Genomic DNA, 23,697 nt, shown 5'->3' on the forward strand with positions numbered 1-23,697 from the left:
TTTATCCGTTTAGCGTCTCGCTGGTTGAGGCTTGTTCTGCGGCTTTCGACTGGTTGTTGAACAGGTAGTAGTTCAGGCTGTCTTTGAGCGCCTGGAGGCTGGCTTCAATGATGTTAGTCGAAACGCCCACCGTGCCCCAGGTGGTTTGCCCGTCGCTGGTTTCGATAAGCACCCTCACCTTGGCGCTGGTTCCCTGCTTCTCTTCGAGTACGCGAACCTTGTAGTCGATCAGTTTGATGGTTCGGATTTCCGGATAGAAAGCCACGAGCGCCTTGCGCAGCGCCTTGTCGAGCGCGTTGACCGGGCCGTCGCCGTCCGAAACGGTCATTTCGAACTCCTCGCCTACAGCCACCTTCAATACGGCCTGATCGACCGGTTTGACATCCTGTCCGTTCTGGATGACCACCTTTGATTCAAGCACCTCGAAGTAGGGGGTGAACTCGCCAAGTTCGCGGCGCAGGATCAGCTCAAAGGAGGCTTCGGCGCCATCGAACTGGTAGCCCTGGTGTTCGAGCTTCTTGACGTGGTTGACCAGATTCCGGAACAGCGCATTGTCCTCCGGCAGCGGAATGCCAAGCTCCTTGGCCTTGTAGCGAATGTTGCTCTGCCCGGCCAGCTCCGAGACCAGCACCCGCTGGCGGTTGCCGACCAGCGCCGGATCGATGTGCTCGTAGAGCGAACTCTCCTTCATCACCGCGCTGACGTGAATGCCGCCCTTGTGCGCGAAGGCCGATTTGCCCACGAACGGTGCTTTGGTGTCTGACGGGAGGTTCAGAATCTCGAAGACGAATTTGGACATCGAGGTCAGCGCTTTCAGGTCTTTGACATGGCTGAACTCTTCGCCGAGCTTGAGCATGAGGTTCGGGATGATGCTCACCAGATTGGCGTTGCCGCACCGCTCGCCAATGCCGTTCATTGTCCCCTGCACCTGCGTGGCTCCGGCCCTGACCGCCTCGACAGAGTTGGCCACGGCCAGGTCGCCGTCGTTGTGCGCGTGAATGCCCACCGGCACGGCAACGAGCTGGCGCACCCGCTTGACGATCTCGGCGATTTCGTGCGGCAGCGAGCCGCCGTTGGTGTCGCAGAGCACGACCCGGCTTGCGCCGCCATCGACCGCCGAGGCGATCATCCGTTCCGCGAATGCGGCGTTGTCCTTCCAGCCATCGAAAAAGTGCTCGGCGTCGAAGAAGACCTCGCGGCCAGCCTCGACGAGGAAGCGCACCGAGCGATGGATCAGCTCGGCATTCTCGTCGTCCGAAATGCCGAGGCTCTTGACGGAGTGCGCTTTCCATGTTTTGCCGAAAATGGTGATGACCGGCGTTTCGGATCGGACAAGTCCGAGCAGATTCAGATCGCCCTCGATATTGTCGAGCGAACGCGCCGTCGAGCCGAACGCCGCCATGCGCGCGTGACGCAGGTTGAGCTTTTTGGCCTTGAGGAAGAACTCCTCGTCCTTGGGATTACTGCTCGGCCAGCCGCCTTCGATGAAGTCCACGCCGAACTCGTCGAGCCGTTCGGCGATCAGAAGTTTGTCCTGGACCGACAGATTGATGTGCTCACCCTGCGTACCGTCGCGCAGGGTGGTGTCATACAGTTCAATTACCATGCTGTTGCTTATGCCTCGCTGGAAGCCATGAGGTCGTTTTTCCTTGCGTATTCAAAGATGCCGCCCGCCTGCACAATGTTGACGACGTCGCCCAGAGGCCGCAGCTCCCAGGTGATGTTCTGCGTGAGGTTGGTCAGCGTGTTGTTTTCCATGTCGAGCGAAAGCTCGTCGCCCGTCATGATCGATTTGTTGAGCGGCTGCGCGGTCTCGAAGGGAATGACAAAGCCGCCGTCCACGCAGTTGCGGTAGAAAATCCTTGCGTAGGATTCGGCGATGATCGCCTTTGCGCCCGCAACCTTCAAGGCGAACGGAGCGTGCTCCCTCGACGAGCCGCAACCGAAGTTCGGCCCGGCCACGATGATCGTGTAGGGCGAAGCGAAATCTCCCTCCTCGACGAACGGAACTCCTCCCTCCGGCAGACCGGCCTGGTCGATCGGAACGCCGGAGAGCGCGTATTTGCCGTACATCTTCACCTCTTCCGGATCGGAGAGGCTATAGACCAGGTGTTCGGCGGGAATGATCTGGTCGGTGTCGATATTCTTGCCGAGAACGAAGGCTTTTCCCTTTATGATGGTTTCCATGATTGTCTGTGTTTTCCTTTTCAGTTGCTTCGTTCGATCAGAGGAAATCCCTCGGATCGGTGAGTTTGCCGGTCACGGCCGAGGCCGCCGCGGTCAGCGGAGAGGCCAGATAGACGCCCGCGAACTTGCTGCCCATGCGTCCGGGGAAGTTGCGGTTGGTGGTCGAAACGACGACGTCGTTATCGACCGAACGTCCGACCGTGTCCGAAGGGCCGCCGAGGCACGCCGCGCACGACGGCAGGGCGATGCTGCAACCGGCCTCCTCGAAAATATGGCGCAGGCTCTGGCCGTCATACATCTCGGTTTCGAGCTGCGAGGCCACGAGCACGGTCGCCGGGACGATGTTGGTCGTGACCGACACCTTCTTGCCCTTGAGGATTTTCGCCGCGAGCCTGAAATCGGTGAGCTTGCCGCCGGTGCAAGAGCCGATGTAGGACTTGGTGATCGGCGTTCCAGCCACGCTGCGCACGGTGGCGCGGTTGTCCGGGCTGTGCGGCTGCGCCACGACCGGCTCCATCTGCTCGACGTTGTAGCGGTACATGCTGTGGTACTGCGCGTCGGGGTCGCTGTGAAAGATTTCGTACGGCTTGCTGGTGCGCGCCTTCACGAAGGCCTCGGTGAGTGCATCGGCGGCGATGATGCCGTTCATGCCACCGGCCTCGATGGCCATGTTGCAGAGCGTCATGCGCTCGTCGATGGGCAGCGAATAGACCGCTTCGCCATCGAACTCCATCGAGCGGTAGGTCGCGCCGTCGGTGGTGATGTCGCCGAGGATCTGCAGGATCAGGTCTTTGGCCGTCAGGTACTCTGGCATCTGCCCCTCGAAGGTGAACTTCATCGATTCGGGCACCTTCTCCCAGAGCTTGCCGGTGCCGAGGATGAAGGCCGCATCGGTGTTGCCGATGCCGGAACCGAACATGCCGAATGCGCCCGAGGTGCAGGTGTGCGAGTCGGTACCGAAGAGCACCGTGCCGGGGAGGTTGAATCCCTCTTCGGCCAGCGCCACATGGCAGACGCCGCGATAGCGGTCGGTGCCTACATCGTAGTAGTTCGGCAGACCCTGCTCGGCGGCGAACTGGCGCAACAGGTCGATGTTGCGGTGCGCGTGCTCGTTTGCCGTGAAGATGTAATGGTCGGGAAGCACCACCACTTTCGACGGATCCCACACTTTGGCGTTCGGGCCGAACTCCTGTTTGAAGATGTCGAAAGTCGGTGGCCCGCAGACGTCATGCGTCAACAGGACATCGACATTGAGCCATACGCTCTGGCCGGGATCGACGAACTTGCGGTTCGCGGCCCTCGAGAAAATTTTCTGGGTTATCGTTTGTGCCATGATCTGAAAGATTCCGTTATCGGTAAAATCTTGTCTAAATTTTTTCCGGGCTGTATGGCCCTGTGAAAAGCCGAAAAGCCGGTGGCCTACAGAGCCCCGGCTTTTCAGTTGACGGTCGTTTTGCCGTCAGACTCGCTCTGTTACTTTTTCGACGCCGTTACGACTCAAATTCGGGCGACGATGGCCGCCGTCATTTCGGTGGTCGAACAGACGGCTTCGCCCGGTGCGGCGATGTCGCCCGTGCGGAAGCCGGCGGCAAGCGCGTCTTCGATGGCGGCGTAGATTTCGCCCGCCACTTCCGGCCTGTCGAAGCTGTTCTCGAACATCATGGCAACCGACGCGATGGTCGCAATCGGGTTGGCCTTGTTTTGGCCCGCGATGTCGGGAGCGCTGCCGTGGATCGGTTCGTAGAGCGCGTGCTCCGAGCCGACGCTGGCCGAGGGCAACATGCCCAGGCTGCCGGTAATCATGCCAGAGATGTCGCTCAGAATGTCGCCAAAGATGTTGCCGGTCACGATGACCTCGAACTGCTTCGGGTTGCGCACCACCTGCATGGCGGCGTTGTCCACGTACATGTCCACCAGCTCGATTTCAGGGAAATCCTGGTGCACTTCGTGCACGATGTTGCGCCAGAACTGCGAGACTTCGAGCACGTTTGCCTTGTCGATGGAGGTCACTTTGGCGTTGCCGCGCTTCCGGGCATACTCGAAGGCGAGCCGGGCGATGCGCTCGACCTCGTAGCGCTCGTAAACCATCGTGTTCCAGCCGCGATTCTCGTCGTAGCCTCTCGGCTGGCCGAAGTAGATGCCGCCGGTCAGCTCGCGGAAAACCATGAAGTCGGTGCCCTGCACCACTTCGGTCTTCAGCGTCGATGAGGCCACCAGCGCGTCGTAAACCTTTGCCGGACGCAGGTTCGCGAACAGGCCGAGCTCCTTGCGGATTCTCAGCAGCGCCGCTTCGGGTTTTTGCTCGTGCGGCAGGTTCTCCCACTTGTAGCCGCCGACCGCGCCAAGCAGCACGGCATCGCAGTTCTTGCACGCTTCGAGCGTCTCGTCGGTCAGCATGGAGCCGTGCACGTCGTATGAAGCGCCGCCGAAGAGGTGCTCCTCGACCGTGACTTCAAAATCGTGCTTTTTCGCAACGGCGTCGAGCACTTCGAGCGCACCGGCTACCACTTCGGGGCCGATGCCGTCGCCGGGTATGGAGACTATTTTGTACATCATCCTCCCGCTCATTTCTTTTTCAGCCAGCTCATCATGCCGCGCAGCTTCGCGCCGACGACTTCGATGGGGTGGTTGCGGTTGCTCTCGCGCAGCTCGTTCATCTTCTTGTAGCCGGAGTTGCACTCGTCGATGAACTCTTTGGCGAAACGGCCATCCTGGATCTCTTCGAGAATTTTCTTCATCTCGGCTTTCGCGGCGGAAGCGACAACACGCGGGCCGCGGGTCATGCCGCCGTACTCGGCGGTGTCGCTGACCGAGTAGTTCATGCGCGACAGGCCGCCTTCGTAATAGAGATCGACGATGAGCTTCAGCTCGTGCATGCACTCGAAGTAGGCCAGCTCTGCCGGGTATCCGGCTTCCGTCAGGGTCTCGAATCCGGCCTTGATGAGTTCAGCCGAACCGCCGCACAAGACGGCCTGCTCGCCGAACAGATCGGTCTCGGTTTCGTCCTTGAAGTTGGTTTCGATGACGCCGGCCTTGGTGCCGCCGATGCCGCGCGCCCATGCGAGCGCCTGCGCCTTGGCCTCGCCGGTGGCGTCCTGGTGCACCGCGATGAGGCACGGTACGCCGTTGCCTTCGGTGTAGGTGCGGCGAACGAGGTGGCCGGGGCTTTTCGGGGCGATCATGATGACGTTCACGTCAGCCGGAGGCACGATCTGGTTGTAGTGAATATTGAAGCCGTGGCCGAAAGCGAGCGTCGCGCCCGATTTCATGTTCGGCGCGATCTCATTGTCGTAAACGCTTTTCTGGGTCTGATCCGGCAGGAGCACCATGATAATATCGGCCCACTTGACCGCTTCGGCGACGGTATCCACCCTGAGACCGGCCTCGCGGGCTTTGTCGCAGGAGGCGCTATCGGTGCGGAGGCCGACGCAGACGTTCATGCCGCTGTCCTTCAGGTTCAGCGCATGGGCGTGGCCCTGACTGCCGTAGCCGAGAATGGCGATATTCTTCTGCTGCAGTACCGCGAGATCGGCATCCTGCTCGTAATAGACATTCATTGACATATTCGTGTTGACTTGATTTGGACGTACATAAAAAAATTCAGCTCTCGCCGCGATGGATGGCCACCGCGCCGGAGCGGGCGAGTTCCCGTATGCCAAAAGGCTTGAATAGATCGATAGCCGTGTTGATTTTGTCGGGTGAACCGACGAACTCAATAGTAATGGATTTTTGCTTTATATCCACGACTTTTCCCTTAAAAACATTGGCCAGCTCGAAAATCTCGTGCTGGGTGGATTTGCTGAGTTTCAGGCTCAAAAGCAGCAGTTCGCGCTCCACGTGCGGCTGATGGGTCAGGTCGGTCACCTTGATGGTATCGACCAGCCGGTTGAGCTGTTTCAGTACCTGGCTGATGATGCGGTCTTCGCCCCGCGTCACGATGGTCATGCGCGAAATTTCGGGGTCTTCGGTCTCGCCGATGGAGATGCTTTCGAGATTGAAGCCGCGTGCGCTGAACATGGCCGCAACCCGGTTCAGCGTGCCGAACTTGTTCTCGACCAGAACGGATATAAGATGTTTCATAGAAGTTGCTTAAACCATTGTTTTCGGATTCAGCCGGGCCAGCAGCATGTCGGAAATCGACCCGCCGGCCGGCACCATTGGAAAAACCATGTCCTTGCGGACGACCCTGAAGTCAACCAGCACCGGCCCGTCGTTGTACGCGAGCGCTTCGGTGATGGCGTTTCGCGCCGATTCGGGATTGCTTGCCGACATCGCCTTGCAGCCAAACGCTTCGGCGACCTTGACGAAATCGGGGTTGCTCGCGGCCAGGTCGGTGAAGGAGTACTTCTCCTGGTGGAACAGCTCCTGCCACTGGCGCACCATGCCGAGATAGCTGTTGTTGATGAGGAATATCTTGACCGGCAGCTTGTTGAAAACCGCCGTGACCAGCTCCTGGATGTTCATCATCAGGCCGCCGTCGCCGCTGAAGAGCACCACCGGCCGGCCGGTGACGCCGAACGCCGCGCCGATGGCCGACGGCAGGCCGAAGCCCATCGTGCCGAGACCGCCGCTGGTGATGATCGAGCGCGGTTCGGTGAACTTGTAATATTGCGAAGTCCACATCTGGTGCTGGCCGACGTCGGTGACGACCACCGCATGACCCCTGGTCTGCTTCGAGACCTCGTCGATGACGAACTCGGTCTTGAGCGACTCCGGCTCGATGGTGTAGTCGAGCGGGCATTGCTTGCGCCACGCCTCGATTTCCGAGAGCCAAGCGCTGCGATCCTCCTTCGTTTTCGGCATCGCTTCGAGGAGCGAGGCGAGGAAGTCTTTCGAGTCGCCGACCACCGGCAGATCGACCTTGATGTTTTTATCGACATTGGTCGGGTCGATGTCGTTGTGAATCTTGTAGGCCTGCGTGGCGAAGGTATCGACCTTGCCGGTGACGCGGTCGTCGAAGCGCGCGCCGACGGCGATCAACAGATCGCAGTTGCTCACCGCCTGGTTCGACCAGTAGGTGCCGTGCATGCCGAGCATCCCCATCGAGAGCGGATGGTCGCCGGGGAAGGCGCCAAGCCCCTGCAGGGTCATGGTGACCGGAATCTGCAGGTCGATGGCCAGCTTGCGCAGCTCCTCCGAAGCTTCAGCCGTGATGACGCCCCCGCCGATGTAGAAAAGCGGACGCTTGGCCTTCGAGATCATTTTCGCCGCTTTCTGCACCTGGTTGGCGTGGCACTTGATGGTCGGCTTGAAGCCCCGGATTTCGACGCTCTCCGGCCATTCGAAGGTGCATTCGGCGTTGAGCACATCCTTCGGCATATCGACCAGCACCGGGCCGGGCCGTCCGTTGGTGGCGAGGTAAAAGGCCTTGCTGATGGTCGTGGCCAGCTCCTTGACATCCTTGACCAGGAAGTTGTGCTTGGTGATTGGCCGCGTGATGCCGACGATGTCCGCCTCCTGGAAGGCGTCGTTGCCGATCAGCGAACTCGGCACCTGGCCGGTGAAGACCACCAGCGGCGTGGAGTCCATGTAGGCGTTGGTGATGCCGGTGACGGTGTTGGTCGCGCCGGGGCCGGAGGTGACCAGCACCACGCCGGGTCTGCCGGTGGCGCGGGCGTACCCCTCGGCCATGTGGGTCGCGCCCTGTTCGTGGCGCACCAGAATATGTTTGATGTCCTCGACATCGTGCAGGGTTTCATAGACCTTCAGCAACGCCCCGCCGGGGTAGCCAAAGATGTACTCGACCTGTTCACGCCTCAGACACTCGAAAAATATTTCGGATCCGTTCAGTTTCTCTCCGTTGTTGTGCATGGTTCAATCCTGTTGATTGATGGCAAAGCCGGGCAGTAACCGGAATGTTATCGCCCCGCCCTGTTTCATTTCAGTTAAAAATCTGTTGTCAGCACCGCGCCGGTGTTGGCCGACGTGACCATTCGCGCGTATCGCGCCAGGTACCCTTTTTTGATTTTCGGCTCGAACGTCGGCAACGCCTCGATGCGCTGGCGGATCGTTTCGTCATCGAGCGCCACCGTCATCGAACGCGCCGGAATGTCGATGGTAATCAGGTCGCCGGTACGGAGCGCCGCGATCGGGCCGCGGTCGGCGGCTTCGGGCGAAACGTGGCCGACGCAGGCGCCGCGCGATCCGCCGGAGAAGCGCCCGTCGGTGATGAGCGCCACCGAGTCGCCGAGGCCGCGTCCCATGATGGCGCTGGTCGGCGAGAGCATCTCCGGCATTCCGGGGCCGCCGCGCGGGCCTTCGTAGCGAATCACCACCACGTCGCCGGACTTCACGTCGCCCTGCATGATGCCCGCGATGGCGTCGTCCTGGCAGTCATAAACCTTTGCCGGGCCGGTGTGCTTCATCATCGACAGGCTGACCGCGCCGGTTTTGACAACCGCGCCGTTCGGCGCAAGGTTCCCGTAGAGCACCGCCAGACCGCCGGTGGCCGAGTACGGGTCGCTGACCGGGCGGATCACCGTGCGGTCGAGTACCTCAGCGCTGGCGATATTTTCGCCGAGCGTCTTGCCGGTGACGGTCGGGGCGGAGAGATCGAGCAGCCCCTCGACTTTGGACAACTCCTTGAGAATCGCGGAGATGCCGCCCGCGCGATCCACATCCTCGATGTGCACCTCGGTGGTTGCCGGGCTGACCTTGCAGATGTAGGGCGTTTTCGACGACAGGTTGTTCAGCTCCGAGAAGTCAAAGTCGAGTTCCGCCTCGCTGGCGATGGCCAGCGTGTGCAGAATCGTGTTGGTGCTGCCGCCCATCGCCAGGTCGAGCGCGAAGGCGTTGAGCATCGCCGCGCGGGTCAGGATGCTGCGCGGACGCACATCCTCATTGACCAGAGCGACGATGCGGCTTGCGGCGGCCTTGACCAGCTCGTTGCGGCGCGGATCGGCGGCCAGAATCGTGCCGTTGCCGGGCAGGGCGAAGCCGAGCGCCTCCGAGAGGCAGTTCATCGAGTTGGCCGTGAACATGCCGGAGCAGGAGCCGCAACCGGGGCAGCCGCACTCCTCGATGGTCTGGAGTTCGTCTTCGGTGATTTCGCCGGTGCTGCACTTGCCGACCGCCTCGAAGACCGAAATGAGATCGACCGTCTGGCCGGATGGGGTGTGGCCCGCCGACATCGGCCCGCCGGAGACGAAAATGGCGGGGACGTTGGTGCGGAGCACACCCATCATCATGCCGGGGGTGATCTTGTCGCAGTTCGGAATGCAGACCAGGCCATCCAGCCGGTGGGCTTCGACGACGGTCTCGACCGAATCGGCGATCAGCTCGCGGCTGGCCAGCGAGTAGCGCATACCGACGTGGCCCATGGCGATGCCGTCGCAGACGCCGATGGTGTTGAACTCGAACGGCACGCCGCCCGCCTCGCGCACGGCCTCTTTGGCGATGCGGCCCAGCTCCTGCAAGTGCGCGTGGCCGGGTATCAGCTCGTTGAAGGAGTTGCAGATGCCGATGAACGGTTTCGAGAAATCGTCTCTTGACGAAACACATCCGGTTGCCTTGAGCAGGCTGCGGTGCGGAGCCTTTTCAAATCCTTTTTTTATGGTGTCGGATCTCATAAATGATTGAATGTTTGGCAATTGAAAAACAACAGTCCGGGCTTGCCTGTCCCGAAGCCGTTGAGTCTGATGGTATTGATGGAATATACGCTGGACCTGGGAACGGGCTGACGGCGGGTCAGGCTACGATAATTCGTACGTGTACGAGCGGTACCGATACGGTAAGGAGAGTGTCGGAGAGGAGAGTGGAGTGGTGTGCCGTAAAGCTGCTTGCTGCGGGGGCTGCGGGGCGTGAGGCCTCCGTGCGCCCTGAGGCTGCGGTCATGGAACGATGTTTGGTCTGAGACGGCATTGCAATGGATTCGGTTGTCGCACCAGTTTATGAAAAATTGCAAGCAAGTTACATTTTCCCGGTTATTAAATCAAGAGCGTAAATGCTCACCTTTACAAAAATTCGTCAATTATTTTCATTTGTTCGGAGTGGTGTAAAAAGTTAATAATTGTATCTTTGGGCATAGAGAACTGTTTATGTTCCACCTATCAAACAAAAAGTCAGTACCATGGTGAATATCCAGTCTCCTTCCCCGCAGGATGTGCCCGCTTTTTTTCTTCTTTTGACTCTTGTCGGTTTTTTTCTGGTGCTTGGCGAGCTTTTGACCAGGAAATTCAGTGTTACTCCGCTTGTCGTCAGAAAGGTGATTCACCTGTGCATGGGGGTGGTGATGTTCTTCATTCCATCGTACTTCAATTCGAATTTCTATCCGCTCGCCGCCGCGCTCCTGTTTACCGTCATCGGGCTGGTGAGCCTCAAGGCCGGGATTCTGCAATCGTTGCATGGCGAGCCGGTCGTGACGCAGGAGGGCGAGACGGTCATCAGTTATGGCCCGGTGCTTTTTCCGCTGGTCTTCGCGCTGCAAGCGCTCTTTCTCTGGGGTGAGCATGTCTGGATTCTCCAGACCTCCATGCTGGTACTCGGCATCGGCGACGCCCTGGCCGCGCTGGTGGGTACGGCAGCCGGCGGGCGGCATATCGAGAACCTGACCAAAAGCCGGAAGAGCATGGAAGGATCGATGGCGATGTTCATCTCCAGCCTCGTCATTCTCTCCGTCTCCCTCTTTGTTTTCCGCGACGCCTTCAGCGGCGGACTTGCCGGGCAGCCGGTCTGGAAGCTGCTTGCTCTCGCGCTGCTTCTCGCGCTGCTCTCCACGGCGGTCGAGGCGCTGCTCTCGTGGGGTCTCGACAATCTGTTCATTCCACTCTCCATCGCCTACGTGCTCTACTTGATCGATGTCAACCGCATGGTGACGGTCGATGCCTTTCTGCTGGGCGGCCTGTTCGCGCTGTTCATGGCGCTCTTTTCGATCAAGGTCAAGTTTCTCAACAACAGCGGCGCTACGGCCACCTTTCTGCTCGGCGCCAATATTTTCAGCGTCGGTGGCGTGGTCTGGACCGTGCCGCTCCTGACCTTCTACTTGCTCTCCTCGATTCTCTCCAAGCTCGGTCACAAACGGAAAGCGAAGTTCGACCTGGTGTTCGAAAAGGGTTCCCAGCGCGACGCCGGTCAGGTCTATGCCAACGGCGGCGTGGCCTGGATCATGATGGTGATCTACTCGCTGACTGCCGATCCCTACATTTTCTTCGCCTATCTCGGCACGCTGGCCGCCGTGCAGGCCGACACTTGGGCGACCGAAATCGGCACCATGTGGCCCAACGCCAAAGCTCGGCTCATCACCACCTTCAGGGATGTGCCGGTCGGAACCTCCGGCGGCGTTTCGATCCCCGGAACGTCGGCATCGTTCGTTGGCTCGTTGCTCATCTGTTCGAGCGCCGTGCTTCTGAACGTATCGTGGATCGATCAGGTTGGTATTGCGCAGTCGATGCTGGTCATCGGCGTCTCCGGCCTTATCGCCGGTCTGGTGGACAGCTTCTTTGGCGCGACGGTGCAGGCGCAGTACTTTGACCCCATCCGGCAGAAGGTGACGGAGCGGACGCACAGCATCGCGCCCGACGGCAGCCGCGTGTCGAACGAGCTGCTCAAGGGTTATCATTTTGTAAACAACGATCTGGTCAATACATTGTGTGCTATATCGGGTTCAGTCGTAGCCTATACGGTTGTGCGGAATCTTTTCTCTTTATCTATGTGAACCTATCAGAGGGAATCGAACATGTTTGAACATGCAGGTGGTGGAATTGTGACGCTGATTGCCGGAGCCGGACCGGTGGTGCTGCTGGTGCTGCTGGTGCTCGTCGTGTTTTCCATCATTTCCTGGGCGATCATCGCCTGGAAGTTCGGGTTTGTCAGAAAGTCGATCAGGGAGTCGCAGGATTTTCTCGAGTCGTTTTTCGACCTCCAGAATGCCGACAAGCTCTTCGCGGTGAGCGAAAATTACCGGAACGGTTCGCTTCCGAGAGTGTTTCGCGCCGGTTACATCGAGTTCAGCGGAATCCGTGACCGCGCCGCCGCGTCAAATATCAAAGAGCGCATCAGACTCTCCGTCAAGCGGGAGGTCAACGCCGAGAGCAAGCGCCTGACCCGCATGGTGCCGTTTCTGGCCACGGTCGGCAACACCGCGCCGTTCATCGGACTATTTGGCACCGTCTGGGGCATCATGAGCGCGTTCCAGAATATCGGCCTCATGAAATCGGCATCGCTGGCCGCGGTCGCTCCGGGCATCTCGGAGGCGCTCGTGGCCACGGCGACCGGCCTGGTGGCGGCCATTCCCGCCGTGATGGGCTACAACTACCTGACTCATCAGATCGGTCAGATCGAACGTGATATGGAGGATTTTGCGCCGGACTTTGTCGATTCATTTTTCAACCAGTAAGCGGGAGCACGTCGATGATGACCGGTCAGAAAACCAGGCTCATGAGTGACGTCAACGTAACGCCTTTCGTTGACGTCATGCTGGTGTTACTCGTCATTTTCATGGTGACCGCGCCCATGATGACCAGCGGCATGAAGGTGGAGGTGCCGCAGACTACGCATGAGCGGATGGATATCGATCCGAAAGGGCTGGTGGTAAGCGTCGATGCGTCGAGGAAGATCATGATTAACGACTATCAGCTCGACGCCTCGGAGATCGCCGGGCGGCTGCCGAAAATCCTTGAATCGATGAAGGCTCAGGAGGTCTATCTCAAGGCCGACAAATCACTGCCGTACGGTTTCGTCATGTCGGTGATGGCCTCGATCAGGGAGGCCGGGGTGGAAAAGATCGGCATGGTCACCGAGCCGGTGACGCCTGATACGCAAGAACGCTGATTCGACACGCAAGGTATGCAGAGCAGAGATGAACTGAAGCAGGAAGAACGGCGGTTTTACGTCTGGATCGGCATTGCCGCGGCGGCGCACGTGGCCGTTGTCGTGGCTGTCGTAGTGTTTCAGCTTCTTTACGTCCGGATGCATCCTCCGCTGAAGATCGTCAATGTTTCGCTGGTGCAGATGCCCGGCCTGCCCGGCCCGGCAGGCGGGCCGAAAATTCCCGAAGCGCCGCCAGCCGACGTCGAGGGGGAGCCGGAGCAATCTGAACCCGTCGCCGTAAAAAAGGTTTCCGAACCGGCGCCGAAAGCTGAAAAAAAGGTTCCCGAACCGGCAGTAGCCAAAAAGATTCCTGAAAAGCCTCCGGCCAAAGCTCCGGTCAAGGCTCCCGAACCGGCGCCGAAGAAACCGAGCGCTGTGGATGAACGGAAAAATCTCCAGGCGGCGCTTGAGAAGCTGAAAAGCAAATCGTCCGCCGAGAAACCGGAAACAGGCAAATCCTCGGCAGCAAGCAATCTCAGCAGTACCCTGGCCAATCTTCAGAAAAAGGTGGCCTCCGGGGGATCGGGAAGCGCCTACTCCGGTTCTGGTTCAGGCGCGGGCGGGGGCCGTTACGGCAGTGGAGGCGGAGGAGCGTTCGATCCTTACGCGGCAAAAATTGCCGGTATCATCCAGAATAACTGGTCTTTTTCCAGCCAGATGGTGCGAAGCGCCGCCGGGCTGGAGGTCTATGTATCTCTTCTGATTCTGCCGGACGGGTCGGTCAGCGAGATTCGTTATGACCGGAAATCATCGAGCGAATACCTGAACAATTCCGTCAGGGTCGCCCTTGCCAAATCAACGCCTTTTCCGGCACTCCCCAGGGATCGGGCCACCAAAGGCATCTGGATCGGGTTTGTTTTCACCCCGGAAGGGATCAAGCCCTGAAGCGCCTCATGTTACAGGATTTTACCGTTTCGTGAAGGCTTTGCATGAAATGGTATAGCTGTTTCGTGTATATTTCGGTGTATTGATTTTGGTCGCTGTTTGCCGTGGCTTCCGCGCGCCAGGGGTTGCCGGTCGGCTGTTTCCGTATTGCAAGCTGTTCAGAAAACGTCAATTCATTCAGGTCACCATGAGAAACACCAGGATTCCGTTTATTCATATCGCCATTGCGCTGTGCTGCATACTGCTGCTTCCGCTCAGGCTCAGAGCCGAAGATGCCGCTGAATACATCGCGATTCGCAAAGAGGGAGCCAGCAGGATCGCCATCGTCCTCGACAAAACGGCTTCCGATGGAGCCAGGCAGGCGGAGTGGGCCAGAAGCCTCGACAACACCATCAACAAAGGACTCGATTTCACCGGTCTGTTCAATCTGCTGCCAGCCCCGCTCAATATCAGGAATGCCCAGGGCGGCGCGCTCAATCTCGCCTCCATCGCTTCCGTCGGCGGCGATATTTACGCGGGAGGTTCGGTGACGAAGAAAGCGGGCAAGCCCGTTCTCGAAATGCACGTTTATGACACCTCCGGCAAGTCGCTGCTCGCCCGCGCCTATACCGGGGACGAAACGCAGCTCCGGGCAATCGGCTTGCGTTTCTGCGCTGATCTGGTCGAACTGCTCACCGGCAAACGCTCCGTCTTTGGCACCAAAATCGTTTTTGTTTCCAACCGTACCGGCCACAAAGAGGTTTATACGTGTGATTTCGACGGAGAGAACGTCGTGCAGCTCACCAATTCAAACTCGATCTCTCTGACGCCGGTCATTTCGCCCGACGGCAACTACATCGCATGGACGGATTATACAAGCGGAAGGCCCGATCTCTATATCAAGAATCTTGCAACCGGAGCGAAAGTCTCGGTCAACAAGCACGGCGTGTGCATCAGCCCGGCATGGCGGCCAGGCACCAACACGCTGGTCACGACGCTCTCCTACCAGGGCGATCAGGATTTGTATCTCATCAGGGCTGACGGCACGGTCGAGCGCCGGTTGACCAAAGGCGGCGGCATCGATGTTTCACCCTCCTTTTCGCCTGACGGGTCGAAAATGGCGTTTGTTTCGACCCGTCAGGGCGGCCCCCAGATTTTTATCCAGGATATGAACAGCGGCCAGGCTCGGCGTCTGACCTATAGCGGCACCTACAATACCCAGCCCTCATGGTCTCCATCCGGGGATAAAATCTTGTACTCCTCAATGCAAAAGAGTGGTGAAATCAATATATTTATGATAAATGCCGACGGCTCACGTCTGCTTCAACTGACCAGTGGCGCGGGTAACAACGAGTACCCGTCGTGGTCGCCCGACGGCAGCATGATTGTTTTTTCATCGACCAGGGACGGGAAACGAAAGCTCTATGTGATGAATGTGGATGGCGCCAACCAGAAGCCACTGCTTCGCATGGCAGGTGAACAGCAACAGCCCTCATGGTCTGGGAGCAAGTAACGTTTTTTTGTCAACCTTTAAACTTGAGAGGGATTTATGACAAACGTTAAAAAAATCACCAGAAGGGCGTTGTCTATTCCAGCGATGCTGCTTCTCGGCGCATGCTGCACTGCTCCTCCGCCGCCGCCATCACCGCCGCCGCCACCGCCGCCGATACCAAAAGTTGAATTGGGCGATGTTTTCTTTGATTTCGACCGCTCCGCCATCACTCCGGCAGGCGAGGATCAGCTCAAGACGAATGCCGAGTGGATGGCTGTCAACAAGGGCAAGAGCCTGGTCATTCAGGGCCATTGCGACGAACGGGGCACCTCGGAGTACAATATGGCGCTCGGCGAACGCAGAGCGGAGTCTGCCATGAAAGCCATGATGGGGCTTGGCGCTGATGAAACTCGCATGAGCGCGGTCAGTTACGGCGAAGAAAAGCCGTTCGATACCGGCCACGACGAAGCTGCATGGGCCAGGAACAGGCGGGCGCATTTTGAAGAGAAGTGAATGTATTGTGATGATCCGGATGGTTTTCAAGCCATCCGGGCTGTTTTGATTATATCAACGTAACGAGGGCAATCCCATGAGACATACTTTACCAGGATTTATCGGTGCTGCCATGATTATTTTGGCTGGCTGTTCTTCGAAGAGCGCAGTATCAACAGATGACACCTCCGGAGCCGGTTACGGATCGGGAAAAGGAGACGGAGCAGGAGCGGGCGTGAGCGTCGAAGACATGGGGCAGGGGGGAAGAGCCGGTTCAGTTGTCGGCGACATCTTCTTCGATTTTGACAGTTCAGCCCTGAGCTCCGAAGCACAGGAGCAGTTGAGTCAGAATGCGGCCTGGCTGCAAAAACATCCGGGTTCTGCCGTGACTATCGAGGGCCATTGCGATGAGCGGGGAACAGACGAGTACAATATTGCGCTTGGCGAGCGCCGCGCCGATGCGGCCCGGAGTTATCTGGTCAACCTCGGCGTAGCCGACGGCAGTCTTTCCACTGTCAGCTTCGGTGAAGAGAGGCCATTCGACCCCGGCCACAACGAAGAGGCCTGGGCAAAGAACAGAAGAGACCACTTCGTCACGAAGTAAGCCTTCCGATCGAATGAGCACAATACCGGAAGCCGGGTAATGTCCGGTCTCCGGTTTTTGTTATTAATGAACCAATTATCGATTCATGATGAAAACCAGGCGCTTTTTATTTATTCCAGCGGTTCTGCTTTCGGCATGTGCATCGCAGAACGATATGAACTATGTTCAGGGAGAGGTTTCACAGCTCAGGCAGGAGTCGAAGGTCATCAAGCAGCAATCAGCCGGCTCCTATTCCGAAATGACCCAGTACCGTGAAGAGGTCGCTTCTCTTCACGGGAAGATCGATGAACTGCAATACGACTATCAGAGCTCGAAGAGAAGGCTCGATATGGAGGATTCGCTGCTGGTCAGAAAAACCGATGATCTGGAAAGCCGGATTGAACGGATTGAGCAGTACCTCGGAATCGAGAGCGCCAGAACAGGCAAGTCTGCTGCACCGAGAGTCATGCCACCCCCGCAGCAGCCTTCGGCATCGGGAGCCGCTCCCGCCAAAGAGGCTGGTCAGTCGAAGGCAGAGCCGCCAGCGGAAGCACCAGCAACCGGCGAGGTGCTGCTCAACGAGGGGCTTATCAAGATGAAAAAAGAGGATTTTAATGGTGCTCGCGAGAAGTTCAGTGCATTCATGGCCGCCAATCCCAAATCTCCGAAGGTGGCCGATGCCCAGTTCTACGTGGCGGAATCCTATTTCAACGAAAAGTGGTACGAAAAGGCCATTCTCGAATATCAGGTCGTGATCGCCCGCTACACCAAGAGCGCCAAGCGGCCCGCCGCCTTGTACAAGCAGGGACTCTCTTTCTCGAAAATCGGAGACGAGGCCAACGCGAAAGCGCGATATAAGGATGTGGTCAATCTCTATCCGAAAGCTCCGGAAGCGAAGCTCGCTCAAAAGGGTCTCGAAAAGAAATAATCAGTCGAAAAAGCCCGGATTATCACCGGGCTTTTTTCATGCACAAAAAAAGAGCCTCTGCTATTGCAGGGCTCTTTTTGAACAGATATGCCTGAGAGAGGTGCTGAAACAAACCTGTTTATTTGAAGAACTGGTCGAGAGTATAAATCTTGTTGTCGAGTTCCACGCACAGACCCTTGCCTTCGCGGTAGAAAACGGGAATGTCCCTCATGGTCCATTTGACGCCGCGCTTGTCGAAGTCGATGACGTAGCGGTTCTCCATGTCGATCACCTGTTTGCCAATGTTAATGGCGATGTCGGGCTGGGTGGTGAGGACGTAAATTTCGATTTCGCCATCGATGAGCCTGCGGATCATCTCCGGGGTCGGCGACAGCTTGCGGCGGCCCGATGAGGGGACGAGCTCAATCTGGAGCCTGTCGTTGCGATCACGCTTTGCTGATGTGATGAAATACTTTTCGGCTTTGTGTGCCGCATTTCCTGACCAGGGGCCGGAAACAGAGTTGCGAACCTGGTTGGTCGCGGTTTGCGGACGGCTTAGCTGAGGCTGCATGGTTCTGCTCGGTTTGATTGGCTGACTGGGCACCTCTCGGTGGTGTAAACCTTAGATGAGTTAAGTTAGCAAAAGGTCTGCAAATAAAAAAAGATTTCGTCGCTCCGCCAGCCTCCTTTGCGGAAAGTTGTGCGTCACGATTTTCCGTTTTTTCAGGCTTTCGGCGCAGTTTCAGCCATAGCATTGCTGTTAGCGAGATGTTGTGAATCTGGCACTATGCCGTAACTGTTCAGTTGTTGCGTATATTTACATCTCAAGCGATCTTTTTGACGGCTGCTGAATCAAGAGAATCAAGCATGAAAGTCTTCATCAGTTCGACCTGGATGGATTTGATCGACTACCGCGCCGCAGCGATTCGCGCCGTGGAGGGGACGAATTATCAGGCGGGAAAAATGGAGGTCTTCGGCGCACGTCCGGATGAGCCGACGGTTGCCTGTCTGAAAGAGGTTGAGGAGTGCGAGATATTCATCGGGATTTATGCCCTTCGCTACGGGTTTGTTCCTGATGGTTCGGATAGTTCCATCACCGAGCTGGAATATGTTCACGCGAAAAAACTGGGCAAGGAGATTTATTGCTTTTTGCTGGATGAGGAAAATCAGGGTTGGTTGACAAAATGGATTGAAGATGAACCGGGAAAATCAAAGCTCAAGGATTTCAAAAAGGGCGTCCAAAAATTGCATGTTTGTGACTATTTCACTACGCCTGACGATTTGAGAGCCAAAGTTGCCAACGCTCTCAGTCATTTCGTTGCTAATCACAACGGATCGTCGGCATCCGATCAAACCTGTCCATTTCCAAAACCAACCGGCAACTCGCTGCCGCGTGAGGGCTTCTTCGTCGGGCGCGAGGCGGAGCGCAAGACCATCGCGGCGGCGCTTTCGCCGGAGTCACGGACGTGGGGGGCGTTGATCGATGGACCGGGCGGGATCGGCAAAACGGCGCTGGCGATCAAGGCCGCGCACGAAGCGCCGGAGGGTTTGTTCGAGCGCAAGATTTTCATATCGGCGAAGGTGCGCGAACTGACGTCGGATGGCGAAAAGCCGCTGACCGACTTTACCCGTCCGACCTGGATTGCGATGCTCGATGAGCTGGGCAGGGAACTCGGCGAAGAGAATCTGGAACGGCTCGCGCCCGACGAACGCCCGAACGTGTTGCGTCTTGCGCTGGCGGGCAAGAGGGCGCTGATCGTGTTCGACAATCTGGAAACCCTGCCCGAAGAGGAGCGCACACGCCTGTTCCAGTTCCTCTCGCGCCTGCCCGACGGCAACAAAGCCATCGTCACCTCGCGCCGCCGCACGGACGTGGACGCCCGCATCGTGCGCCTCGACCGCCTTTCGCGCGACGAAGCGATGGAGCTGATCGCCGAGCTTGCGAAAAAATATCCGCGCCTCGAACGCACCTCGGAGAAAAAGCGCGACGACCTGTACAGCATGACGCATGGCAATCCTTTACTTATCCGCTGGATTGCGGGGCAGTTGGGACGCGAAGGTTCACAATACCGCACTATCGCTGACGCCTGCGCATTTATCGAAAAAGCGCCAAAAGGCAATGATCCGCTCGAATATATCTTCGGTGATTTGCTGGAGAGCGTTACTGAAAACGAAACGCTCGTCCTCGCTGCGCTGACCTATTTCACCACACCAGCCAAGCTGAAATGGCTGGCTCAGATGACCGCCTTACCCGAACGTGCCGCCGAAACCGCACTTGAAGATTTGACTAATCGCGCAATATTGATTTCCGATCTCGAATCTCAGACATATTATCTCCCACCTCTTGCATCGAAATTCATAAAAACCCGCCGTTCGGAAGCTGTGAGTCAGATCGGCGATGAAATGGCAAGCCGTGTCTATGCTCTTGTGATGCAATACGGTGGTGATACCAATTACGAGGGTTTCAGTACGCTTGATGCCGAATGGGGATTCATTTCCGCAGCTCTTCCGAGTTTATTGGCGAGCGATAATGATCGATTACAAACTGTGTGCGACCAACTTGACCAGTTTCTTGATTTTACAGGCAGATGGGATGAACTGCTTTGGTTACAGGAATACGCAGAGGTACGCGCTGTCGATGCTAACGATAAAGAGAATGCCGGTTTGCAGGCATTTCGGGTAGGATGGGTTTATTATATTAGAAATCAGCCTACCGAAGTGCTGGCGTGTGCCTCTCGTTCTTTTGAGTATTGGCAACAGAATTCTTCGCCAAATAAAGCAAAGGCTATCCGTTTGCGTGGTCTCGGTTTCAAACTGAAAAAAAACTATCGCGCTGCAATTGCAGCATACCATGAAGCATTGGAGCTTTTTCGTTTATATGCTCCCGAAAGCGAAAATTATTCTATTGCGCTAAATTCTCTTGCAGAAGCTGAGCGAGAAAACGATGATTACTCCGCTGCAGAGAGACATTACCTTGAAGCCTTGTGCATTGCAAAAAAAATCAAAGATGATGAAGGTGTTGCTACCTATACCGGCAATTTGGCAGAACTCGCTCTCGACCGTAAGCAATGGGCGGAAGCCGAAAGACTTGCACACGAAGCATTCACTGTCGCGGAAAAAGTTGGGAGGCAGAAATTGATCGCTCGTGATAGCCACAGCATCGCTAAAGCCTTGCTCAAGCAAAAACAAAATCTTGAAGAAGCTTTATCTTTTGCCCGTCGTGCCGTTGAGATTTTGACTCGTCTGCGTCATTCTGATTTGCCCGAAGCCCAGCAAACCCTCGCGGAGATCGAAAAGGCAATGAGCGGCGAGTGAGCGTTTTTCTATCATCCATCATAATCCTTTACCGTAGTTCCATGCACAGAAAAGAAAAAGCGCTCCAGTTGTTCAGCAACCGTTGCAATTGCAGCCAGGCGGTGTTCGCGGCTTTTCGGGAGGCGGAGGTGCTTGACGAAGCGAGCGCTTTGCGGCTTGCAACAATGTTCGGTGGCGGCGTGGCCGGGTCGGGCGGCGGGATGTGCGGCGCGGTTACCGGGGCGCTCCTGGCGTTGTCGATGCGCTACGGCATGGGCGGCATCGGGGAGCTGGCGAACAAAAAGAGGACGTACGAGCTTGGGCGGCAGTTCATGGAGGCGTTCGAGAAGCGCATGGGTTCATGCCGTTGCGAGTCGATGCTCGGTCTCTGCATCGGCGAACCGGACAGCCTGCAACAAGCCCGCGAGCTGAAACTGTTTGAAACGGTGTGCGTCGATGCGGTCGGCGCGGCCTCGGATATTCTGGAGGAGATGCTCAGCGCCGACGTTCCGTGACGGGTTGAGATCGCCGCCGGGCGCTCCGTGATTTCGGCAGCAGATGAAAAGCGGAGGATTGTCTGATCACGGGCAATCTGATTGTTCAGCCGTGTAGCCGGAGAGGCGTTCGTAAACCTGACGGCGGCATCACCGGCAGTTCGGCTGCAAGAGCGGTTCTCCGGAAACTGCGCGAAAATCCCTGCGCTGTTGCCGTTGCAATTGTTTTATTCACGGGTTATGGCGTATGTTGTTAGTCACAACAGATTTCGATTTACTGAAAACGAAACCATCCGAAGCGCCATGAAAAGCTTTGTAACAGCCATTCGTAACGGCCAGACGGGGTTTGCCGTCCGCAACTCCGTGTTTCTTCCGTTTCACTGCGAAATTATCAGTATCTGGATCGGCAAGGAGATGTCGCTGCTCTCGGTGCCTGATCAGATTACCGATCTTGGCGATGCCGAACAAATCAGCGTCAGGGAGGGGGAGTCCTATACCAATCTCGTGTTCAGGAAATGGGGCGATCTTGCCAAGGAACTGGGCAATCACAAAGGCCATATCATTTTGCACGCCACCGAGAAGGGCGAGGATATTTTCAGAGAAGAGAACCGTTGCTATATAAAAATCGGGTTTCATGACCATCGAAAGGAGCTCTCGTTCGATATCGTCAACAATCCGTTCGAGTTATAGGGGAAGGTCAGATGGCTTTCGTGCGCTCTGTTCGATTTTATGATGCCGTTTTCGATCAACTATTCTGTCCGACATGCTCAAATCTTTTTTGCAAATCCTCAGCCTGCGCCAGGATGCGGAAGCCTTCGATGCCGTCCATAATGCCGTCGAAGCCGATATCGTCTTCAAGGGCGCGCGGATATGGGTGCTGATTTCGGCCATCATTCTGGCTTCGGTTGGTCTCAACATGAACTCCACGGCGGTCATCATCGGCGCGATGCTCATTTCGCCGATCATGGGGCCGATCAACGGCATGGGCTACAGCATTGCGACCTACGACTTTCCCCTGCTCAGGAAATCGTTCAAGAACTTCTCGTTCGCCGTGGCGTCGAGCCTGCTCGCCTCGACGCTCTATTTCGCCATCTCGCCGCTCGCCAGCGCGCACTCCGAGCTGCTGGCCCGCACGAGTCCGACCATCTACGACGTGCTGATTGCGCTGTTCGGCGGCCTGGCCGGGGCGATCTCCCTGACCACCAAGCTCAAGGGCAACGTGGTGCCGGGCGTGGCGATCGCCACGGCGCTGATGCCTCCGCTCTGCACGGCGGGCTTTGGCCTGGCGACCGGTCAGTTCAGCTTCTTTTTCGGCGCGCTCTACCTGTTCGCGATCAACAGCGTCTTCATTGGTCTGGCCAACGTCGGCTTTGCGCGCGTGATGCGGATTCCCCTGCGCTCCTCTCTTGAAGATGAGAAGCGTAGCCGCATCAACCGCATCATCACGGCGGTCATTCTCGTCACGCTGATACCGAGCGTCTATTTCGGCTACGTGCTCGTCAAGAAAGATCATTTCATCGATACGGCCACCAGATTCGTGCGAACCGTCAGCCTGTTCAAGGGTGATTTTCTGCTTCGGTACGAAATCGATGGCGACGCCCGCTCGATTGCGATGGTCTATGGCGGCCATCCGCTCACCGCCAGCGACAAGGCGGAGCTGAACCGGCGGGCCGAGGCGTTCGGTCTTGAAAAGGCGACTCTGAAGCTCGAACAGGGGTTGGTGATCGATAACGGCCAGGTATATCTCGACAAGCTGAACCAGATGGAGACGACCGACCGCCAGAAGCTCGAAATCGCCCGGCTCAACGCAGCGTTGCAAGCGAACATCCGGCAGCAGGACAGCATTCGCCAGGTGCGCTACACCGGCCTGAAACTGCTCAGAGAACTCAAGCCGCTTTTTCCCCAGATCACGAGCAGCCTGTACGCCGAACCCTATCTCTTTTCGGACAGCACGGGAGCGAAGCCCCAGCAAAAGAGCTACGTGCTTCTCTCGGCCTCAAAACCGATCGACCGGGCTGACCGCGCCAAGGTCGAGCGCTGGCTCAAGGCAAGGTTACAGAACGACAGCCTGCGGGTGGTGTTCGAGTGAGAAATCGGGTGGGGGGATGAGGGTCGATAAGGGTCGATTTTTCAGGCGTGGATTTTCGGTTCGCCGGTGTCGCGCCAGCTTTCAGTTTGGCGATGAGCTGCGGCATCCAGCGGCGGCGAGGAGGGTTCAAGCTTGACGGGATGCAGCTCGACGCGCTCCTGATTGTCGCTTGGCCGGATATAAAACCGGTGATGTTAAGTCAAAACATCGATCTCTCCCGGCTCGCCTCAGAAGACAACCGCCTCGCCCCCGCCATAGCCTCCGGCAACCGCCACGAACTGCAAGGCTGGCAGATTGTACGGAGAAGCTCGACGGCGTATGCGGGCGAGCGGGTGATTCACGACTGTTTGGCGGTGAGGGGGAGAGGGTGGGGGGGAGAAATAGCGGCTGAATGCGAGTTGGTGCATTGCTAGTCTGATAATCAGCCTCGACGTGATTTTCGTCAGTCAAACTAATTTTCTGATGGCGCTGTTCTTTTTGTAGATTGAA

General features: G+C 57.4%; 22 protein-coding genes. 13 read left to right on the top strand and 9 right to left on the bottom strand.

All coding sequences use genetic code 11. The features are described 5' to 3' along the window. Position 1: 1 nt before the first annotated feature. The 8 genes from cimA to ilvD all read right to left on the bottom strand — a co-directional run bounded on the left by cimA (position 2) and on the right by ilvD (position 9,755). Positions 2–1,606 (bottom strand): citramalate synthase, encoded by a 1,605-nt coding sequence (gene cimA, locus EST62_RS11355; protein ID WP_129052196.1) that lies wholly within the window; start codon positions 1,604–1,606, stop codon positions 2–4. An 8-nt stretch (positions 1,607–1,614) separates the two neighbouring features. Then, entirely contained in the window at positions 1,615–2,187 is a 573-nt protein-coding gene (locus tag EST62_RS11360) for a 3-isopropylmalate dehydratase (protein WP_129052197.1), read from the bottom strand. Positions 2,188–2,224: 37 nt separating this feature from the next. Then, entirely contained in the window at positions 2,225–3,520 is a 1,296-nt protein-coding gene (locus EST62_RS11365) for a 3-isopropylmalate dehydratase large subunit (protein WP_129052198.1), read from the bottom strand. Positions 3,521–3,684: 164 nt separating this feature from the next. Next, positions 3,685–4,740, bottom strand: coding sequence for a 3-isopropylmalate dehydrogenase (leuB, locus tag EST62_RS11370; protein WP_167599336.1), 1,056 nt, complete (start codon positions 4,738–4,740; stop codon positions 3,685–3,687). Between the two features lie 11 nt (positions 4,741–4,751). Continuing rightward, positions 4,752–5,744 (bottom strand): ketol-acid reductoisomerase, encoded by a 993-nt coding sequence (gene ilvC, locus EST62_RS11375; RefSeq protein WP_129052228.1) that lies wholly within the window; start codon positions 5,742–5,744, stop codon positions 4,752–4,754. A 43-nt stretch (positions 5,745–5,787) separates the two neighbouring features. Continuing rightward, on the bottom strand, positions 5,788–6,267 hold the full coding sequence (gene ilvN, locus EST62_RS11380) for an acetolactate synthase small subunit (RefSeq protein ID WP_129052200.1): 480 nt from the start codon (positions 6,265–6,267) through the stop codon (positions 5,788–5,790). A gap of 9 nt (positions 6,268–6,276) precedes the next feature. After that, complete coding sequence (ilvB, locus tag EST62_RS11385) at positions 6,277–7,998, bottom strand: biosynthetic-type acetolactate synthase large subunit (protein ID WP_129052201.1); 1,722 nt, start codon at positions 7,996–7,998, stop codon at positions 6,277–6,279. A gap of 74 nt (positions 7,999–8,072) precedes the next feature. Continuing rightward, positions 8,073–9,755: a dihydroxy-acid dehydratase gene (gene ilvD, locus EST62_RS11390; RefSeq protein ID WP_129052202.1), complete on the bottom strand. Its 1,683-nt coding sequence runs from the start codon at positions 9,753–9,755 to the stop codon at positions 8,073–8,075. Between the two features lie 500 nt (positions 9,756–10,255). Here ilvD and EST62_RS11395 point away from each other — a divergent pair, with 500 nt between their 5' ends. From EST62_RS11395 to ybgF, 8 genes are all read left to right on the top strand, one after another. Then, complete coding sequence (locus EST62_RS11395) at positions 10,256–11,839, top strand: DUF92 domain-containing protein (protein WP_167599331.1); 1,584 nt, start codon at positions 10,256–10,258, stop codon at positions 11,837–11,839. Between the two features lie 21 nt (positions 11,840–11,860). Further along, positions 11,861–12,520 (top strand): protein TolQ, encoded by a 660-nt coding sequence (gene tolQ, locus EST62_RS11400; RefSeq protein WP_129052203.1) that lies wholly within the window; start codon positions 11,861–11,863, stop codon positions 12,518–12,520. A 14-nt stretch (positions 12,521–12,534) separates the two neighbouring features. Then, positions 12,535–12,954: a protein TolR gene (tolR, locus tag EST62_RS11405; protein WP_129052204.1), complete on the top strand. Its 420-nt coding sequence runs from the start codon at positions 12,535–12,537 to the stop codon at positions 12,952–12,954. A gap of 15 nt (positions 12,955–12,969) precedes the next feature. Next, positions 12,970–13,878, top strand: a complete 909-nt coding sequence (locus EST62_RS11410) for an energy transducer TonB (protein ID WP_129052205.1) — start codon at positions 12,970–12,972, stop codon at positions 13,876–13,878. A gap of 187 nt (positions 13,879–14,065) precedes the next feature. Continuing rightward, a complete protein-coding gene (gene tolB / locus EST62_RS11415) occupies positions 14,066–15,370 on the top strand; it encodes a Tol-Pal system beta propeller repeat protein TolB (RefSeq protein ID WP_129052206.1) in 1,305 nt (434 codons plus the stop codon). A gap of 36 nt (positions 15,371–15,406) precedes the next feature. Next, positions 15,407–15,862, top strand: coding sequence for a peptidoglycan-associated lipoprotein Pal (pal, locus tag EST62_RS11420; protein ID WP_129052207.1), 456 nt, complete (start codon positions 15,407–15,409; stop codon positions 15,860–15,862). 214 nt (positions 15,863–16,076) lie between these two features. Continuing rightward, positions 16,077–16,445, top strand: coding sequence for a peptidoglycan-associated lipoprotein Pal (pal, locus tag EST62_RS11425; RefSeq protein WP_371414697.1), 369 nt, complete (start codon positions 16,077–16,079; stop codon positions 16,443–16,445). Between the two features lie 154 nt (positions 16,446–16,599). Next, positions 16,600–17,352 carry a tol-pal system protein YbgF gene (gene ybgF, locus EST62_RS11430; RefSeq protein ID WP_245153617.1) on the top strand — a complete coding sequence of 251 codons (753 nt, stop codon included), beginning with the start codon at positions 16,600–16,602 and terminating at the stop codon, positions 17,350–17,352. A 118-nt stretch (positions 17,353–17,470) separates the two neighbouring features. On the opposite strand, the gene pscD is transcribed toward ybgF, so the two are convergent. Beyond that, positions 17,471–17,902, bottom strand: a complete 432-nt coding sequence (gene pscD / locus EST62_RS11435; protein WP_129052210.1) for a photosystem P840 reaction center protein PscD — start codon at positions 17,900–17,902, stop codon at positions 17,471–17,473. Between the two features lie 296 nt (positions 17,903–18,198). On the opposite strand from pscD, the gene EST62_RS11440 reads away from it, so the two are divergent. The 5 genes from EST62_RS11440 (at position 18,199) to EST62_RS11460 (ending at position 23,621) form a co-directional block, all read left to right on the top strand. Then, positions 18,199–20,646: a DUF4062 domain-containing protein gene (locus EST62_RS11440; protein ID WP_129052211.1), complete on the top strand. Its 2,448-nt coding sequence runs from the start codon at positions 18,199–18,201 to the stop codon at positions 20,644–20,646. Positions 20,647–20,687: 41 nt separating this feature from the next. After that, positions 20,688–21,140: a C-GCAxxG-C-C family (seleno)protein gene (locus EST62_RS11445; RefSeq protein ID WP_129052212.1), complete on the top strand. Its 453-nt coding sequence runs from the start codon at positions 20,688–20,690 to the stop codon at positions 21,138–21,140. 282 nt (positions 21,141–21,422) lie between these two features. Beyond that, positions 21,423–21,809, top strand: coding sequence for a hypothetical protein (locus tag EST62_RS11450; RefSeq protein WP_129052213.1), 387 nt, complete (start codon positions 21,423–21,425; stop codon positions 21,807–21,809). 73 nt (positions 21,810–21,882) lie between these two features. After that, complete coding sequence (locus EST62_RS11455; RefSeq protein ID WP_129052214.1) at positions 21,883–23,208, top strand: DUF389 domain-containing protein; 1,326 nt, start codon at positions 21,883–21,885, stop codon at positions 23,206–23,208. Positions 23,209–23,255: 47 nt separating this feature from the next. After that, the gene (locus EST62_RS11460; protein WP_167599332.1) at positions 23,256–23,621 is read left to right on the top strand and encodes a hypothetical protein; all 366 of its coding nucleotides are present in this window, start codon (positions 23,256–23,258) and stop codon (positions 23,619–23,621) included. Positions 23,622–23,697: the final 76 nt, after the last annotated feature.

Source organism: Chlorobaculum sp. 24CR (genome assembly GCF_004118635.1).
Taxonomy (GTDB): domain Bacteria; phylum Bacteroidota; class Chlorobiia; order Chlorobiales; family Chlorobiaceae; genus Chlorobaculum.

What these genes read in the sequence shown, in the direction of transcription:
- cimA (WP_129052196.1), bottom strand. Translation starts at nt 1,606, where the DNA reads ATGGTAATTGAACTGTATGACACCACCCTGCGCGACGGTACGCAGGGT.
- EST62_RS11360 (WP_129052197.1), bottom strand. Translation starts at nt 2,187, where the DNA reads ATGGAAACCATCATAAAGGGAAAAGCCTTCGTTCTCGGCAAGAATATC.
- EST62_RS11365 (WP_129052198.1), bottom strand. Translation starts at nt 3,520, where the DNA reads ATGGCACAAACGATAACCCAGAAAATTTTCTCGAGGGCCGCGAACCGC.
- leuB (WP_167599336.1), bottom strand. Translation starts at nt 4,740, where the DNA reads ATGTACAAAATAGTCTCCATACCCGGCGACGGCATCGGCCCCGAAGTG.
- ilvC (WP_129052228.1), bottom strand. Translation starts at nt 5,744, where the DNA reads ATGAATGTCTATTACGAGCAGGATGCCGATCTCGCGGTACTGCAGCAG.
- ilvN (WP_129052200.1), bottom strand. Translation starts at nt 6,267, where the DNA reads ATGAAACATCTTATATCCGTTCTGGTCGAGAACAAGTTCGGCACGCTG.
- ilvB (WP_129052201.1), bottom strand. Translation starts at nt 7,998, where the DNA reads ATGCACAACAACGGAGAGAAACTGAACGGATCCGAAATATTTTTCGAG.
- ilvD (WP_129052202.1), bottom strand. Translation starts at nt 9,755, where the DNA reads ATGAGATCCGACACCATAAAAAAAGGATTTGAAAAGGCTCCGCACCGC.
- EST62_RS11395 (WP_167599331.1), top strand. Translation starts at nt 10,256, where the DNA reads ATGGTGAATATCCAGTCTCCTTCCCCGCAGGATGTGCCCGCTTTTTTT.
- tolQ (WP_129052203.1), top strand. Translation starts at nt 11,861, where the DNA reads ATGTTTGAACATGCAGGTGGTGGAATTGTGACGCTGATTGCCGGAGCC.
- tolR (WP_129052204.1), top strand. Translation starts at nt 12,535, where the DNA reads ATGATGACCGGTCAGAAAACCAGGCTCATGAGTGACGTCAACGTAACG.
- EST62_RS11410 (WP_129052205.1), top strand. Translation starts at nt 12,970, where the DNA reads ATGCAGAGCAGAGATGAACTGAAGCAGGAAGAACGGCGGTTTTACGTC.
- tolB (WP_129052206.1), top strand. Translation starts at nt 14,066, where the DNA reads ATGAGAAACACCAGGATTCCGTTTATTCATATCGCCATTGCGCTGTGC.
- pal (WP_129052207.1), top strand. Translation starts at nt 15,407, where the DNA reads ATGACAAACGTTAAAAAAATCACCAGAAGGGCGTTGTCTATTCCAGCG.
- ybgF (WP_245153617.1), top strand. Translation starts at nt 16,600, where the DNA reads ATGAACTATGTTCAGGGAGAGGTTTCACAGCTCAGGCAGGAGTCGAAG.
- pscD (WP_129052210.1), bottom strand. Translation starts at nt 17,902, where the DNA reads ATGCAGCCTCAGCTAAGCCGTCCGCAAACCGCGACCAACCAGGTTCGC.
- EST62_RS11440 (WP_129052211.1), top strand. Translation starts at nt 18,199, where the DNA reads ATGAAAGTCTTCATCAGTTCGACCTGGATGGATTTGATCGACTACCGC.
- EST62_RS11445 (WP_129052212.1), top strand. Translation starts at nt 20,688, where the DNA reads ATGCACAGAAAAGAAAAAGCGCTCCAGTTGTTCAGCAACCGTTGCAAT.
- EST62_RS11450 (WP_129052213.1), top strand. Translation starts at nt 21,423, where the DNA reads ATGAAAAGCTTTGTAACAGCCATTCGTAACGGCCAGACGGGGTTTGCC.
- EST62_RS11455 (WP_129052214.1), top strand. Translation starts at nt 21,883, where the DNA reads ATGCTCAAATCTTTTTTGCAAATCCTCAGCCTGCGCCAGGATGCGGAA.